The sequence below is a fragment of the Rhizobium changzhiense genome (assembly GCF_013087625.1).
Classification (GTDB): domain Bacteria; phylum Pseudomonadota; class Alphaproteobacteria; order Rhizobiales; family Rhizobiaceae; genus Rhizobium; species Rhizobium sophorae.
The window spans coordinates 1,099,930-1,114,259 of the sequence record NZ_JABFCQ010000001.1; the positions used below are offsets into that span (position 1 = coordinate 1,099,930).

Here is a 14,330-nt window from a genome sequence, read left to right on the forward strand (position 1 = left end):
TGTCATGTCCCCAAAAAAGACGACGCTGAAGCCTGCCAGAAACGTACCCGCCTCGAAAAAAACTCCCCCGGAGCCCGGATCCCTGCGCGGCGTTGCGAACTGGAAGGAAGCAGCGCGGTGGCTGAGGGACAGGGGTATCGAAGACATCGAATGCATCACGCCGGACCTTGCCGGCGTTGCGCGCGGCAAGATGATGCCGAGCTCGAAATTCACTTCGAACACTTCGCTGGCGCTGCCGTCGGCGATCTACCGGCACACGATTTCGGGCGAATATCCCGACGAGACGGAAAGCTTTCGCTACGAACCGCGCGACAGCGACCTCAAGCTGATGCCCGACCTTTCGACGCTTTCCGTCGTACCCTGGGAAACCGACCCGACGGCGCAGGTGATCTGCGATATCGTCGATTCGGACGGTGGGGAAGTGCCCTATACGCCGCGCAACGTGCTGAAGCGGATCATGAGCCTCTATCATGAGCGCGGCTGGAAACCGATCGTGGCGCCCGAGATCGAATTCTACCTCGTCGCCAAGAACGACGATCCCGACTATCCGCTGCACCCGCCGAAAGGCCGGTCCGGCCGCTCGATCCTCGGCGGCCAGGGCTATTCGATCGCCGGCATCAACGAGTTCGACGAACTGATCGACGACGTCTATCATTTCTCGGAGAAGCAGGGGCTGGAGATCGATACGCTGATCCATGAAGAGGGACCGGCGCAGCTCGAGATCAACCTGCGCCACGGCAATCCGATCGAGCTTGCCGACCAGGTGTTCCTGTTCAAGCGGACGATCCGCGAGGCGGCGCTGAAACACGACATCTACGCGACCTTCATGGCCAAGCCGATGCAGGGCCAGCCGGGCTCGGCGATGCATATCCACCAATCGGTGGTCAACATCGAGACCGGCAAGAACATCTTCTCCAATCCCGATGGCTCGGCTTCAAAGGAATTCTTCCATTTCATCGGCGGCATGCAGAAATTTGTGCCGAGCGCGATGGCGATGCTGGCGCCCTATGTGAATTCCTACCGGCGCCTGCAGCCCGATATGTCCTGCCCGGTCAACAATGCCTGGGGTTACGACAACCGGACGACCGCCTTCCGTGTCCCGGTCTCCGATCCGCAGGCGCGGCGCGTGGAAAACCGGCTGCCGAGCTCGGACGCCAATCCCTATCTGGCGCTCGCCGCTTCGCTCGCCTCCGGCCTGCTTGGCATCATGAAGGAGATCGAGCCGACGGCGCCGACCGAGGATTCGGCCAATGAGGGTTCGATCGACCTGCCGCGCGGCCTGCTGGAAGCCGTGGCACTGCTCGAGGACGAACCCGCCTTCGAGGAGATATTCGGCAAGCAGTTCATCGGCCTTTATGCCGGCGTCAAGCGCGGCGAGTTCGAGACCTTCATGCAGGTGATCAGCCCCTGGGAGCGGGAATTCCTTCTGCTCAACGTGTGAGGGACTATCATGGCATCGCAGGAGACGTGGCAGAGCCCGATCGCGCCCGGGCTGTCCTGGTATCAGGCAACCGTCGGGGAGCGGCCCACCTACCCCGCTCTCGACGGATCGAGAACATGCGACGTCGCGATTGTCGGCGGCGGTTATACCGGCCTGCAAGCCGCCTATAATCTTGCCAAGTCAGGCGTTTCGGTGGTCCTGATCGACGCCTGCCGCTTCGGCGACGGGGCGTCCGGGCGCAATGGCGGCCAACTCGGCACCGGTCAGCGATGGTGGCCGGAGGAACTGGAGGAGAAGGTCGGCTACGAACGCTCGAAGGCGCTGTTCGATCTTGCCGAGGCGGCCAAGCGCCATCTCATCGAGTTCGCTCGCGAGCATCAGATCGAGATCGACTATGTGCCCGGCCAGCTCAATGTCGCACACAAGGCGAGCTATAAACGCGACTATTACGAAAATGCCGAGATTGCCGCAGAGCGCTACGGCTATCCGCATCTCAGCTTCATGGACGAGAAGGAAACGCAGGAGCGGCTCGGCTCGAAGCGCTTCCATTGCGGCGTGCGCGATGTCGGCACCGGCCATATTCATCCGCTGAAGCTGCTGGTGGGGCTGGCGCGGGTCGCCGCCAATGCGGGCGCTGAAATCTTCGAGATGACCAAGGCAACGGCGATCCGCCAAAGCGGCGGCAAGGTGACGATCGAAACCGAAAGGGGAACGATCACCGCCGACCGTGCACTGATCGCCTGCGACGGCCATATCGACGGGCTCGAACCGGTGACGGCAAGCCATGTCATGCCGATCCGCTCCTTCATCGGCGCCACCGCGCCGCTCGACGGGCATCCCGATGTACTGCCCGGGGGCGAGGCCGTGGCCGATTCGCGCTTCGTCGTGCGGTACTTCCGCAAATTCGGCGACGGCCGCCTGCTGTTCGGCGGGCGCGAGGCCTATACCTCCGACAATCCGCGCGACATTTCGCAGCACATCCGCCGGCAGGTCGCCGAGATCTATCCAGACCTGAAGGACATCGAGATCACCCATGCCTGGGGCGGCAGCGTCGGCATCACCTTGCCGCGCCAGCCCTTCGTGCGCGAGGTCATGCCCGGCGTCATCTCGATCGGCGGTTATTCCGGCCATGGCGTCATGCTGTCAAACTACTGTGGCAAGCTCTACGCGGAAACGGTGGTTGGAAAATCTCGCGATCTCGACCTCTTCACATCGCTTGATATTCCAGCCTTTCCCGGTGGTGCGCGCATGCGGGCGCCGTTGCTTTTCCTCGCCTTGTCGTGGTTTGCGCTTCGCGACAAGTTTTAGTCCGATTGCGGATTTCCTCTTCCGGAAATTCGCTCTAAAACCGGTGCCTGACAGATTCATTGCACTGCACACTGGCTTTTTTAAATCGATTAGATTAAAAGAGCCGTCAACCAAGCCTGATTGAGAGACAAGCTCATGAGCAGCCAGATTATTCCCGTTGAGCCTTTTGATTACGTCGTTTTCGGCGGCAGCGGCGACCTTGCCGAACGCAAGTTGCTGCCCGCCCTTTATCATCGCCAGATCGAAGGCCAGTTCAGCGAACCGACCCGCGTGATCGGCGCCTCGCGCAGCCCGTTGACCCACGAGGAATACCGCAATTTTGCCCGCGATGCGCTGAAGGAACACCTGAAGAAGGGCGAATATGACGAGGCCGAGGTGGAGAAGTTCTGTGCCCGCCTCTACTACGTCTCGGTCGATGCCCGCACCGACAGCGGCTGGGATCAGCTGAAGAAACTGCTCGATGAGGGCAAGGAGCGTGTGCGCGCCTTCTATCTGGCGGTCGCGCCCGGCATCTTCGGCGACATTTCGCAGAAGATCCACGACCACAAGCTGATCACCAAGTCGACCCGCATCGTTGTCGAGAAGCCGATCGGCCGCGACCTCGCCTCGGCGCTGCAGCTCAACGACACGATCGGCCGCGCCTTCAAGGAAGAACAGATCTTCCGCATCGACCACTATCTCGGCAAGGAGACGGTGCAGAACCTGATGGCGCTGCGCTTCGCCAACGCGCTCTATGAGCCGCTGTGGAACGCCAACTACATCGACCACGTGCAGATCACCGTGGCTGAATCGGTCGGCCTCGAAGGCCGCGCCGGCTATTACGACACGGCGGGCGCACTGCGCGACATGGTGCAGAACCACATACTGCAACTCCTCTGCCTGACGGCGATGGAAGTGCCCTCGTCGATGGATTCGGAAGCCGTTCGCGACGAGAAGCTGAAGGTGCTGCGCGCGCTGAAGCCGCTCAATGCCTCCAACGTCGAGCAGGCGACGGTGCGCGGCCAGTACCGCGCCGGCGCATCGGGCACCGGCCCGGTCAAGGGCTACCTCGAAGAGCTCGAAGGCGGCGTCTCGAACACCGAGACCTTCGTCGCCATCAAGGCCGAGATCAACAATTGGCGCTGGGCCGGCGTCCCCTTCTACATTCGCACCGGCAAGCGCCTGACCGGGCGCATGTCCGAGATCGTCATCACCTTCAAGCCGATCCCGCACGCGATCTTCGACCAGGCGGCCGGGCGCATCGTCGCCAACCAGTTGATCATCCGCCTGCAGCCGGACGAGGGCGTCAAGCAGTCACTGATGATCAAGGATCCGGGTCCGGGCGGCATGCGCCTGCGTAACGTCTCGCTCGACATGAGCTTCGCCCAGGCCTTCAATGTCCGCAATCCGGACGCCTACGAGCGTCTGCTGATGGACGTGATCCGCTCCAACCAGACATTGTTCATGCGCCGCGACGAAGTGGAAGCCGCATGGAAATGGGTGGATCCGATCCTCAAGGGTTGGGAAACGACCGGCCAGCAAGTGCAGGGCTATACGGCCGGCACCTGGGGGCCGAGCCAGGCCATCGCGCTGATCGAGCGTGACGGCCGCACCTGGCATGACGAAATCTAGGACGAAATCGATGGCATCGACCCTGCATTCCTTCGCCAGCGCCGCAGACCTCGCCGGCAGTCTCGCCGATAAGGTCGCGGATACGCTTTCGGCGGCGATTGCCGCCCGCGGAACGGCGTCCATCGCCGTTTCCGGCGGCTCCACGCCGAAGGTCTTCTTCCAGGTACTTTCGACGCGCGACATCGCCTGGGACAAGGTGACGATCACGCTTGTCGACGAACGTTTCGTGCCGGCCGACAATCCGCGCTCGAACCATCTGCTGGTCGATGCCAATCTGCTGCAGAACGAGGCACAGGCGGCGCGCTTCCTGCCGCTCTATCAGGACGCGGCCTCCGCGGAGGAGGCGGCAAGGCTCGCAACAGAGAAGACCAAGGCGATCAGTTCACCCTTCGACATCGTCATCCTCGGCATGGGTGGCGACGGACACACCGCCTCGTTCTTTCCCGGCGGCAGCAATCTTGCCAAGGCGCTCGATGCATCGACGCCGCGGGGCATCATCACCATGGAAGCGGAAGGAGCCGGCGAGCCGCGCCTGACCTTCACCTTCTCCAGTCTTGAGGATGCCGCACTCCTGGTTCTCCATATTGAGGGCGAAGGCAAAAAAGACGTTCTCGCCAAGGCGGAAGGCAGCGGTGACGAGGCAGAAATGCCGATCCGCGCCGTTCTGCGCCGGGCCACTTCCCCGGTCGAGATCTACTGGGCTCCCTGATCCGCCTTAGATCCATTGAGATTTAGGCCAGAGCCGCCGAAACAGATAGAGACAACGAACAAGGCAGGGATATTCCATGTCCGCTCACGCACGCATTTCTGCGATCACCGATCGCATCGTCGAACGCTCGAAACCAAGCCGCGAGCGCTACCTGGAACGCCTGCGGGCGGCCGCCTCGCAGGGGGTCGCGCGCTCGGTGCTTGGCTGCGCCAACCTTGCCCACGGCTTCGCGGTCTGTTCCCCCGCCGACAAGGATGCGCTTGCCGGCGACCGCATCCCCAATCTCGGCATCATCACCGCCTATAACGACATGCTCTCGGCCCACCAGCCGTTCGAGACCTATCCGGCGATCATCCGCGAGGCGGCGGCCGAGGCAGGCGGCGTGGCGCAGGTGGCCGGCGGCGTGCCGGCGATGTGCGACGGCGTCACCCAGGGACAGCCGGGCATGGAGCTCTCGCTCTTCTCGCGCGACCTGATCGCCATGTCGGCGGGCGTCGGCCTGTCGCACAACATGTTCGATGCCGCCCTCTTCCTCGGCGTCTGCGACAAGATCGTGCCCGGCCTGGTGATCGCGGCGCTCTCCTTCGGGCACCTGCCGTCGATCTTCGTTCCGGCCGGTCCGATGACCACAGGCCTGCCGAACGACGAGAAGTCGCGCGTGCGCCAGCTCTTTGCCGAGGGCAAGGTCGGACGCGCCGAGCTGCTCGAGGCGGAATCAAAATCCTATCACGGTCCCGGCACCTGCACCTTCTACGGCACCGCCAATTCCAACCAGATGCTGATGGAGATCATGGGCTTCCACATGCCGGGCTCATCCTTCATCAATCCCGGCACGCCGCTGCGCGAAGCGCTGACGCGCGAAGCCGCCAAGCGGGCGCTGGCGATCACCGCGCTCGGCAACGAATTCACGCCGGCGGGCGAAATGATCGACGAGCGCTCGGTCGTCAACGGCGTCGTCGGCCTGCATGCAACCGGCGGCTCGACCAACCATACGCTGCACCTCGTCGCCATGGCGCGGGCAGCCGGCATCCAGCTCACCTGGCAGGACATTGCCGAGCTTTCGGAAGTGGTCCCGCTGCTTGCCCGCGTCTACCCGAACGGGCTTGCCGACGTGAACCATTTCCAGGCGGCCGGCGGCATGGGTTTCCTCATCAAGGAACTGTTGAAGCACGGTCTGGTGCACGACGACGTGCGCACCGTCTTCGGCCAGGGTCTCCAAGCTTATACGGTGGATGCCCGTCTCGGCGAAAACGGCGGCGTCCTGCGCGAGCCGTCGCCGGAAAAAAGCGTCGATCCCAAAGTGCTCTCCAGCATCGAAACGCCGTTCCAGGCGAATGGCGGGCTGAAGATGCTGCGCGGCAATCTCGGCAAGGCGGTCATCAAGATATCCGCCGTCAAGCCGGAGCGTCACATCATCGAGGCGCCGGCAATCATCTTCCACAGCCAGCAGGAACTGCAGGATGCTTTCAAGGAAGGCAAGCTCAACCGCGATTTCATCGCCGTGGTTCGCTTCCAGGGCCCGAAGGCGAACGGCATGCCGGAACTGCACAAGCTGACGCCGCCGCTCGGCGTGCTGCAGGACCGCGGCTTCCGTGTGGCGCTGCTCACCGACGGGCGCATGTCCGGCGCATCCGGCAAGGTGCCGGCAGCGATCCACGTCACGCCGGAAGCGGTCGACGGCGGCCCGATCGCCCGCATCCGCGAGGGCGACATCATTCGCCTCGACGCGATCAAGGGCACACTCGAGCTGCTGGTCGACGCAGCCGATTTGGCCGAGCGGGAGCCGGTGACCGTCGATCTCTCCGACAATGAATTCGGCATGGGCCGCGAGCTCTTCGCGCCGTTCCGCCGCGCCGTCGGACCTTCGGACCAGGGTGCGAGCGTGCTCTTCCACCACTGAGCATGGTCACTGGGGGCAAACAAAAACCCGCGTGGCGCGCGAAGCACCCCGCGGGTTTTCTGTATCAGCCCGATCTATCCGTCAGGCTCGAATATCGAGAACGTAGTCGCGGTGGGCCGGATGGGTGCTGTAGACGAAGATCTTGTTCAGCTCCTTCTGCGTCAGCAGGCGCAGGAAGCGGACGTCGATCGTATTGTTGGCGTTGACCTTCATCAGCAGGCAACCGACCTTGGTGATGCGGGCATCCGGAATATCCAGATAGAACTGCTTCGGTAGGCTGAACTGGGTGAGGATCGCGAGTGTCGCGCTGCTCATCGAGATCCGGACAATATCGCAGCGGCGCGAAGCCGCGTGCATGACGCCCTTTTCCGTATATTCGATGCGCGCGGCATTCATCGTGTCCTCCATCTTGAACCGCACCTCGCGGTCATACATGAAGGATTCTTCCTTGCTCAGGAAATGAGATTTTGGCTGTGACGGATTGGAAGCGGCCACCTGCTTATCCCCCTCATAAATTGACGAGGAAAAGGTAGCAGCCGATCTTTAACAGAAAGTGAGAATTCGGCTCGCCCTGCACAATTCCTGAGGTGATCACCCCAAAAATGGCCGCCTTATTTCCGGTAGGTATGACCGGTTGCATCAAAGAGATGCAACTTCTGCCTGTCGGCGGCAAACCGCATCCTCTGGCCCTTCTTCACATCATAGATGCCGGGCAGTTTGACGACGATCGGCTCGCCGGGAACCAGGCCCTCGATATAAAGCAGCGTCACTTCGCCGAGCGCTTCGACGATCGACACTTCACCTTCAAACAGGTAGTCGGCACCATCGGCAACCTCGAGATCCTCCGGACGAACGCCGAAGCTCGCCTGCTTGCCCATTTCGGACGCATCGGTCGCCACATCTAATGTCACCGACATGCCGCCGGTCAGCGTCACCGTCGTCTGGCTTCCGGTCCCGGCGATCGTCGCGGGGATGATGTTCATCGCCGGCGAGCCGATGAATTTCGCGACGAAGAGGTTTGCCGGGCGCTCGTAGAGCTCCAGCGGCGCGCCGACCTGCTCGATATTGCCGGCGGAGAGAACGACGATGCGATCGGCGAGCGTCATCGCCTCGACCTGGTCATGGGTGACATAGATCATCGTCGTATCGGCCATCTGTTCGTTCAGGCGGGCGATCTCGATGCGGGTCGCAACGCGTAGCGCGGCATCGAGGTTGGACAGCGGCTCGTCGAACAGGAAGACCTTAGGATCGCGGCAGATGGCGCGGCCGATCGCCACGCGCTGGCGCTGGCCGCCGGAAAGCGCCTTCGGCAGGCGACCGAGATATTGGGTCAGCTGCAGGCTCTCGGCCGCCGCTTTGACGCGGCGATCGATTTCCTGCTTGCTTTCGCCGGCAATCTTCATGCCGAAAGCCATGTTGTCGAACACGGTCATATGCGGGTAGAGCGCATATGACTGGAAGACCATGGCGATGCCGCGCTTGGAGGGCGGCACGTCATTGACGAGATGGCCGTCGATATACATCTCACCGCCGGTGATCGCCTCGAGACCGGCGATCATGCGCAGAAGCGTGGACTTGCCACAGCCGGACGGACCGACGAAGACGATGAATTCGCCCTGCTTGATATCGAGGTCGATACCATGGAGAACATCCACGGAACCGTAGGATTTGCGGATATCCTTCAGCGTCAGTCCAGTCATTTCTCTCTCCCCTGTTCCTTAGGCAAGACGGGCGAAATACGCCCCCCAGGCCGGAATATCGATCTTGTCGCCATAGTTGTTGCTGGTAAAGCCGTGGCCCGTCAATGCCTGCCATTCTCCCGCGGGCAGAATGACGGCGGCCTCGGCCGGACTCATGTTGAAGATGCAGAGCAGCTTCTCATTGCCGTATTCACGGGTGAAGACCAGGCTATCGCCCTGTGTTTCCTCGAATTCGATCTCGCCCTTGGCAAAAGCCGGGTGCAGCTTGCGGAAGGCGATGAAGCGGCGATAGTGCTCCAGCACGGAAGCCTCGTCGCCCAGCTGGACGCTGACGGCACGCAGAATATGCTCGACCGGCACCGGCAACCAGGGCTTGACCGTCGAGAAGCCGCCCTGGGCGACCTGGCTGTCCCAGACCATCGGCGTGCGGCAGCCGTCGCGGCCCTTGAATTCCGGCCAGAACTGGATGCCATAGGGGTCCTGCAGATCCTGATAGGCGAGATCGGCCTCGGTCAGCGCCAGCTCCTCGCCCTGGTAGAGGCAGACGGAGCCGCGCATGGTCATCAGCAACGAAGCATAGAGCTTGGCAAAGGCGTCGTGATCGGCGACCAGCCCGCCCCAGCGGCTGACATGGCGCATGACGTCGTGATTGGAAAAGGCCCAGCAGGCCCAGCCATCCGGTGCCGCAGCTTCGAAATCCTGCATCACCTCCTCGACGCGCTCCGGCGTCAGCGGATCGGGGGCCAGGAACTCGAAGGCATAACACATATGCATCTTGTCGTTGCCGGAGGTATATTCGCCGACGATTTCGAGGCCGCGCTGGCTGTCGCCGACTTCGCCGACGGCGGCGATCGCCGGGAATTCCTCGAGAACGGCGCGGAAGCGCTTCAGGAAGGCAAGGTTTTCGGGCCGGTTCTTGTCGTAGAGATGCTCCTGAAAATTATAGGGATTGACCGCCGGCGCCGTCGAGGCGTTGCGGCGCTCGGGCGCAAGCGCCGGATTGTCGCGCAACTGCGTATCATGGAAATAGAAATTGATGGTGTCGAGGCGGAAGCCGTCGACGCCGCGATTGAGCCAGAAGCGCACGACATCGAGCAGACGGTCCTGCACTTCCGGGTTATGCAGGTTCATATCCGGCTGCGAGGTCAGGAAGTTGTGCATGTAATATTGCATGCGCGTCGGATCCCACGCCCATGCCGAGCCGCCGAAAATCGACAGCCAGTTGTTCGGCGGCGTGCCATCCGGCTTGGCATCGGCCCAGACATACCAGTCGGCCTTGGCGTTGGTCTTGCTGGAACGGCTTTGCACGAACCAGGGATGCTGATCCGAGCTGTGGGAGATGACGAGGTCGATCATCACGCGGATGCCGAGGCGATGGGCCTCGGCGATCATCGTGTCGAAATCCACCAGCGTGCCGAAGATCGAATCGACATTCTCGTAGTCGGAAACGTCATAACCGAAATCACGCATCGGCGAGGTGAAGAAGGGCGAGATCCAGATCGCATCGACGCCAAGGTTTGCCACATGCGGCAGGCGGGCGGTGATGCCCTTCAGGTCGCCGATGCCGTCGCCGTTCGAATCCTGGTAGGAGCGCGGGTAGATCTGATAGATCACCGCGCCGCGCCACCAGTCCTTGTCAGGGGTCGAGATCGATTGGGAAGCCACGTTCATAGAATATCCTGTTTGAAGTCACGGTCGGGAATGGTCATCCTCCCTTGACCGAACCCGCCAGCAGACCGCGCACCAGGTAGCGCTGAAGCCCGAAGAAGACGAGCAGCGGCACGATGATGGTGACGAAGGCTGACGCCGTCAAAATCTCCCAATTGCCGCCGCGCGAGCCGAGCAGCGCGTTCAGGCTGCCGGTCAGCACGATGTGGTCCTTGTCGGTGCCGAGGAAGACCATGGCGACGAGCAGGTCGTTCCACACCCACAGGAACTGGAAGATGGCGAAGGAGGCGAGTGCCGGGAAGGACAGAGGTAAAACGATGCGGACGAAGATCTCGAAATCACTCGCGCCGTCGACGCGGGCGGATTCGATGATCTCCTTCGGCAGGCCGGCGATATAGGCCCGCAAGAGATAGATGGCGAGCGGCATGCCGAAAGCGGTGTGCGCCAGCCAGATGCCGGGATAGGTCTTCGACGGCTGGCCGAGCATGTTGCCGATCTCGTTGTAGAGACGCAGCAGCGGGATCAGCGACATCTGCAGCGGCACGACGATGAGGCCGACAACGAGCGCGATCAGCAGCGCACGGCCGGGAAACTCCATCCAGCTCAGGGCATAAGCGGCGAAAGCGGCAATCAGGATCGGGATGATCGTCGCCGGGATCGTCACGGTCAGCGAGTTGATGAAGGATTGGCCGATGCCCTCGCCGGTCAGAACCGTGTTGTAGTTCTGCATCGTGAATTCCGGCGGCGCCGAGACGGATGCATAGATGCGCTTCGGGCGTTGGTCGGGCGAAAAGGCGGCGTTCTTCACATAGCGATAACTGCCGTCGCTGTTGATCTGCAGGGTTTCACCGTCGCCGAGATCGGCGGTCTCACCGGCCTTGAAGGCGGCCGGCTGCTGCACGCGGTTGCCGAAGGCCTTCACCGCGCGGCCGGTCTGGCCTTCCAGCACATTGCCCGCAATGACGTAGGCGGCACCTTCCTGCTGCTGCTGGTCCGGCGTGCCCAAGCGAACGGCAACGGTCTGCGTCGAGCCGACAAAGGCCGTCCACCAGCCGGAGACGACGATCTGGTCCTTGTCGCGCAGCGCGCTGACGAAGATGCCGAGCGTCGGGATGAGCCAGATGATGACGATCAACAGAACGGCTGCGTGAACGAAGAGCCGGGCGGGGCCGATCTTGAAATAGCTTCCGATAGCAGTCATCTCAGTGGCCCTTCAATTCGCGATTGGCGCGGCGCACGTTCCAAACCATGATCGGCGTGACGGCAAGCATGATGATGATGGCGATGACGGCACTTCGGCCGGAATCACCGCCACCGCGGAACATCCAGTCGAACATCAGGTTCGCCAGCACCATCGTCTGCCACTGGCCGTTGGTCATGGTCAGCACGATGTCGAAGACCTTGAGGACGAGGATCGTGATCGTCGTCCAGACGACGGCGATCGAGCCCCAGATCTGCGGCACCATGATGCGCCAGAAGATCTGCCAGCCATTGGCGCCGTCGATGACGGCGGCCTCGATCGTCTCTTCCGGAATGCCGCGAAGAGCCGCCGACAGGATGACCATGGCGAAACCGGTCTGGATCCAGATCAGGATGATCATCAAGAAGAAGTTGTTCCAGAAGGGAATGGAGATCCACACTTCCGGCGTGCCGCCGAAAGTCTGGACGATGGCGTTCAGCAGGCCGATCTGGACGTCGTTGCCGCCGCGATATTCATAGATGAATTTCCAAATGACCGAGGCGCCGACGAAGGAGATCGCCATCGGCATGAAGACGATGCTCTTGGCGATATTGCCCCACCAGATGCGATCGGTCATCACGGCGATGACGAGGCCGAAGAAGGTGCAGGCAGCCGGCACGACGGCGAGCCAGAGGATGTTGTTGAAGATCGACTGGCGGAATTCGCGGTCACCGAGCGCCCATTTGTAGTTGGCGAGGCCGACGAACTGCAGACCGGCACGGTCGTAGAAGGAGAGGATGAAGGTCGCAACGACGGGATAGACGAGATAGACGATGAGGAGGAAGAGCGCTGGGCCGATGAACAACCAAGGCCGGACAAGTGCACGCCGGTTCAGATTGCGCGATGCGGCGCGGATGTCGCCATCCTTCACCGGCAGAGCGAGATCCAGGATTTTGTTCGAAAAATAGAAATAGGCCGAGCATGCGATAACGGCTCCGACCACGACGCCCAAAGCGGACACTATCTGCGACAGCATTCGTCCCTCCCCTGCTTCCCCTGATCTTATTCCGACCGGTTTTTATTCTGACGGGTCAACGCCGGTCACCGTCAATCTATTTGTATAGCCCAATCACAATATATCCTGCGATGGCCGGGCTCTTTGCGAGCCCAGCCAGTCATGCAAGCCATGCCGCCGGCAAGCCGGCGGCATAATTTTGAAAGATTACTTGATGCCGTCCCAGGCGCTCTGGATTTCGCCAGCGGCCTCTTCAGCAGATTTGCCGCCGACGAAATCGACCATGCCCGTCCAGAAGGCGCCGGCGCCGATCTTGCCCGGCATGAGGTCGGAACCGTCGAAGCGGAAGGTGGTGGCCGACGTCAGGATATCGCCTTCCTTCTTCATCTGCGGGTTGGCATAGGCCTCGGTGCTGACGCTCTTATACGGCGTCAGGAAGCTCGACTGCGCCATCCAGACCTCATGGGCGATCGGGGTCTTCAGGAAGTCGATGAAGGCGCGGGCCGTCTTCGAGTCCTTGGCGATCGAGACGAGCGTGCCGGCGCCGAGAACCGGCTTGCCGAGCTCGGGATGCGAAGCGAAGGTCGGCATGTAGAAGAAGTCGGCATCCTGGCCGAGCTTCGTGCCCTCAGGGAAGAAGGACGGAATGAACGAGGCCTGATGGTGCATGTAGCACTTCGGCGGAACCGAGAAGAGGCCCTTCGGGCTGTCGCGGAAATCGGTCGAGGCCACGGCCGCGACGCCGCCATTGACGTATTTCTCGTTCTTGGCGAACTTGCCGAATTCGTCGATCGCGGCAACGACGGCCGGATCGGTAAATTTCAGCTCGTTGGTCGTCCATTTGTCATAGGCTTCCGGCGGCTGCATGCGCAGCATGATGTCTTCGACCCAGTCGGTCGCCGGCCAGCCGGTGGCGCCGCCGGAACCGAGACCGATGCACCAGGGAACGCCGCCATCCTTGACGATCTGGTCGGTCAGGGCATGCAGCTCTTCCATGGTGGTCGGGATCTTGTAGCCGGCTTCCTCGAAGTTCTCCGGCACATACCAGACGAGCGATTTCACGTCAGCCTTATAAGGGAAGGCGTAGAAGGCTTCCTTGCCGTCCTTGCCCTTGTAGGTACCGTAGCCGACCCAGCTGTCGCCGGCGCCGTAATTGTCCTTGATCCACTTGGAATTGTCGTCGCCGAGCGGCGTCAGGAAGCCCTTGCTGGCGAGATCGGCCAGCAGGCCCGGCTGCGGCAGAACGGCGATGTTCGGCGGCGAGCCTGCCTGCGTGTCGATGACGATCTGCTGTTCGTAGTTTTCGGAAGAGGAATATTTGACATCGATGCCGGTGGCTTCGGTGAAGTAGGCAAGCACGCTCTGGAAGAACGCCTCGTCCTCGCCGCGCCACGGTCCGAAGATCGTCAGCGGCTGACCCTTCAGATCGGCATGCGCAGCCTTGAAATCGTCATAGCTCTTCCAGTTGAACTTGGCATCCTGTCCCGGCGCAAATTTCAGATCGGCCGCAGACGCAGCACCAGCAAAAAGCGCTGCCACGGCAACGCCCATCAAAAATGACTTTTTCATGTGATCATCCTCCCATCACAATCCCAACCGCGCCGAATTCCCTCAATACAGAAATTTCAAAGCGCTTTGACACCCAACTCATTCCACTTTCGGTGGAATGGAGTCAAGTCAATTCGCGAAAACCCGCTGTGAACACGCCGGATATCGCGGCATATCGCGGCGCAACAGCGCCTATCGGGAAATATGGAGCGATTTTTCTTGAGTCAAGCGCGCCAGATGATACATAATT

The 14,330-nt window shown here is 61.6% G+C and carries 11 protein-coding genes; 5 read left to right on the plus strand and 6 right to left on the minus strand.

The annotated features are described in order from the left end of the window. The first annotated feature begins 4 nt into the window (after window positions 1–4). The 5 genes from G9X68_RS05490 to edd all read left to right on the plus strand — a co-directional run bounded on the left by G9X68_RS05490 (window position 5) and on the right by edd (window position 6,969). Window positions 5–1,441, plus strand: a complete 1,437-nt coding sequence (locus G9X68_RS05490) for a glutamine synthetase family protein (protein WP_129417963.1) — start codon at window positions 5–7, stop codon at window positions 1,439–1,441. Window positions 1,442–1,450: 9 nt separating this feature from the next. After that, window positions 1,451–2,749, plus strand: coding sequence for an NAD(P)/FAD-dependent oxidoreductase (locus G9X68_RS05495; protein WP_171601575.1), 1,299 nt, complete (start codon window positions 1,451–1,453; stop codon window positions 2,747–2,749). A gap of 135 nt (window positions 2,750–2,884) precedes the next feature. Beyond that, window positions 2,885–4,360 (plus strand): glucose-6-phosphate dehydrogenase, encoded by a 1,476-nt coding sequence (zwf, locus tag G9X68_RS05500; protein WP_129417961.1) that lies wholly within the window; start codon window positions 2,885–2,887, stop codon window positions 4,358–4,360. Between the two features lie 10 nt (window positions 4,361–4,370). Further along, window positions 4,371–5,069, plus strand: a complete 699-nt coding sequence (pgl, locus tag G9X68_RS05505) for a 6-phosphogluconolactonase (RefSeq protein ID WP_171601576.1) — start codon at window positions 4,371–4,373, stop codon at window positions 5,067–5,069. Window positions 5,070–5,145: 76 nt separating this feature from the next. Further along, entirely contained in the window at window positions 5,146–6,969 is a 1,824-nt protein-coding gene (gene edd, locus G9X68_RS05510; protein WP_171601577.1) for a phosphogluconate dehydratase, read from the plus strand. An 81-nt stretch (window positions 6,970–7,050) separates the two neighbouring features. Here edd and G9X68_RS05515 read toward each other — a convergent pair whose 3' ends face one another. The 6 genes from G9X68_RS05515 to G9X68_RS05540 all read right to left on the minus strand — a co-directional run bounded on the left by G9X68_RS05515 (window position 7,051) and on the right by G9X68_RS05540 (window position 14,101). After that, window positions 7,051–7,404, minus strand: coding sequence for a hypothetical protein (locus tag G9X68_RS05515; protein WP_171601578.1), 354 nt, complete (start codon window positions 7,402–7,404; stop codon window positions 7,051–7,053). 176 nt (window positions 7,405–7,580) lie between these two features. Then, window positions 7,581–8,669: an ABC transporter ATP-binding protein gene (locus tag G9X68_RS05520; protein WP_171601579.1), complete on the minus strand. Its 1,089-nt coding sequence runs from the start codon at window positions 8,667–8,669 to the stop codon at window positions 7,581–7,583. An 18-nt stretch (window positions 8,670–8,687) separates the two neighbouring features. Further along, window positions 8,688–10,340, minus strand: coding sequence for a beta-galactosidase BglA (gene bglA / locus G9X68_RS05525; protein WP_171601580.1), 1,653 nt, complete (start codon window positions 10,338–10,340; stop codon window positions 8,688–8,690). Between the two features lie 34 nt (window positions 10,341–10,374). Then, window positions 10,375–11,538, minus strand: coding sequence for a carbohydrate ABC transporter permease (locus G9X68_RS05530; protein WP_171601581.1), 1,164 nt, complete (start codon window positions 11,536–11,538; stop codon window positions 10,375–10,377). A 1-nt stretch (window position 11,539) separates the two neighbouring features. Further along, entirely contained in the window at window positions 11,540–12,553 is a 1,014-nt protein-coding gene (locus tag G9X68_RS05535; protein WP_171601582.1) for a carbohydrate ABC transporter permease, read from the minus strand. A gap of 186 nt (window positions 12,554–12,739) precedes the next feature. After that, entirely contained in the window at window positions 12,740–14,101 is a 1,362-nt protein-coding gene (locus G9X68_RS05540) for an ABC transporter substrate-binding protein (protein ID WP_171601583.1), read from the minus strand. Window positions 14,102–14,330 lie beyond the last annotated feature (229 nt).

What these genes read in the sequence shown, in the direction of transcription:
- G9X68_RS05490 (WP_129417963.1), top strand. Translation starts at nt 5, where the DNA reads ATGTCCCCAAAAAAGACGACGCTGAAGCCTGCCAGAAACGTACCCGCC.
- G9X68_RS05495 (WP_171601575.1), top strand. Translation starts at nt 1,451, where the DNA reads ATGGCATCGCAGGAGACGTGGCAGAGCCCGATCGCGCCCGGGCTGTCC.
- zwf (WP_129417961.1), top strand. Translation starts at nt 2,885, where the DNA reads ATGAGCAGCCAGATTATTCCCGTTGAGCCTTTTGATTACGTCGTTTTC.
- pgl (WP_171601576.1), top strand. Translation starts at nt 4,371, where the DNA reads ATGGCATCGACCCTGCATTCCTTCGCCAGCGCCGCAGACCTCGCCGGC.
- edd (WP_171601577.1), top strand. Translation starts at nt 5,146, where the DNA reads ATGTCCGCTCACGCACGCATTTCTGCGATCACCGATCGCATCGTCGAA.
- G9X68_RS05515 (WP_171601578.1), bottom strand. Translation starts at nt 7,404, where the DNA reads ATGTATGACCGCGAGGTGCGGTTCAAGATGGAGGACACGATGAATGCC.
- G9X68_RS05520 (WP_171601579.1), bottom strand. Translation starts at nt 8,669, where the DNA reads ATGACTGGACTGACGCTGAAGGATATCCGCAAATCCTACGGTTCCGTG.
- bglA (WP_171601580.1), bottom strand. Translation starts at nt 10,340, where the DNA reads ATGAACGTGGCTTCCCAATCGATCTCGACCCCTGACAAGGACTGGTGG.
- G9X68_RS05530 (WP_171601581.1), bottom strand. Translation starts at nt 11,538, where the DNA reads ATGACTGCTATCGGAAGCTATTTCAAGATCGGCCCCGCCCGGCTCTTC.
- G9X68_RS05535 (WP_171601582.1), bottom strand. Translation starts at nt 12,553, where the DNA reads ATGCTGTCGCAGATAGTGTCCGCTTTGGGCGTCGTGGTCGGAGCCGTT.
- G9X68_RS05540 (WP_171601583.1), bottom strand. Translation starts at nt 14,101, where the DNA reads ATGAAAAAGTCATTTTTGATGGGCGTTGCCGTGGCAGCGCTTTTTGCT.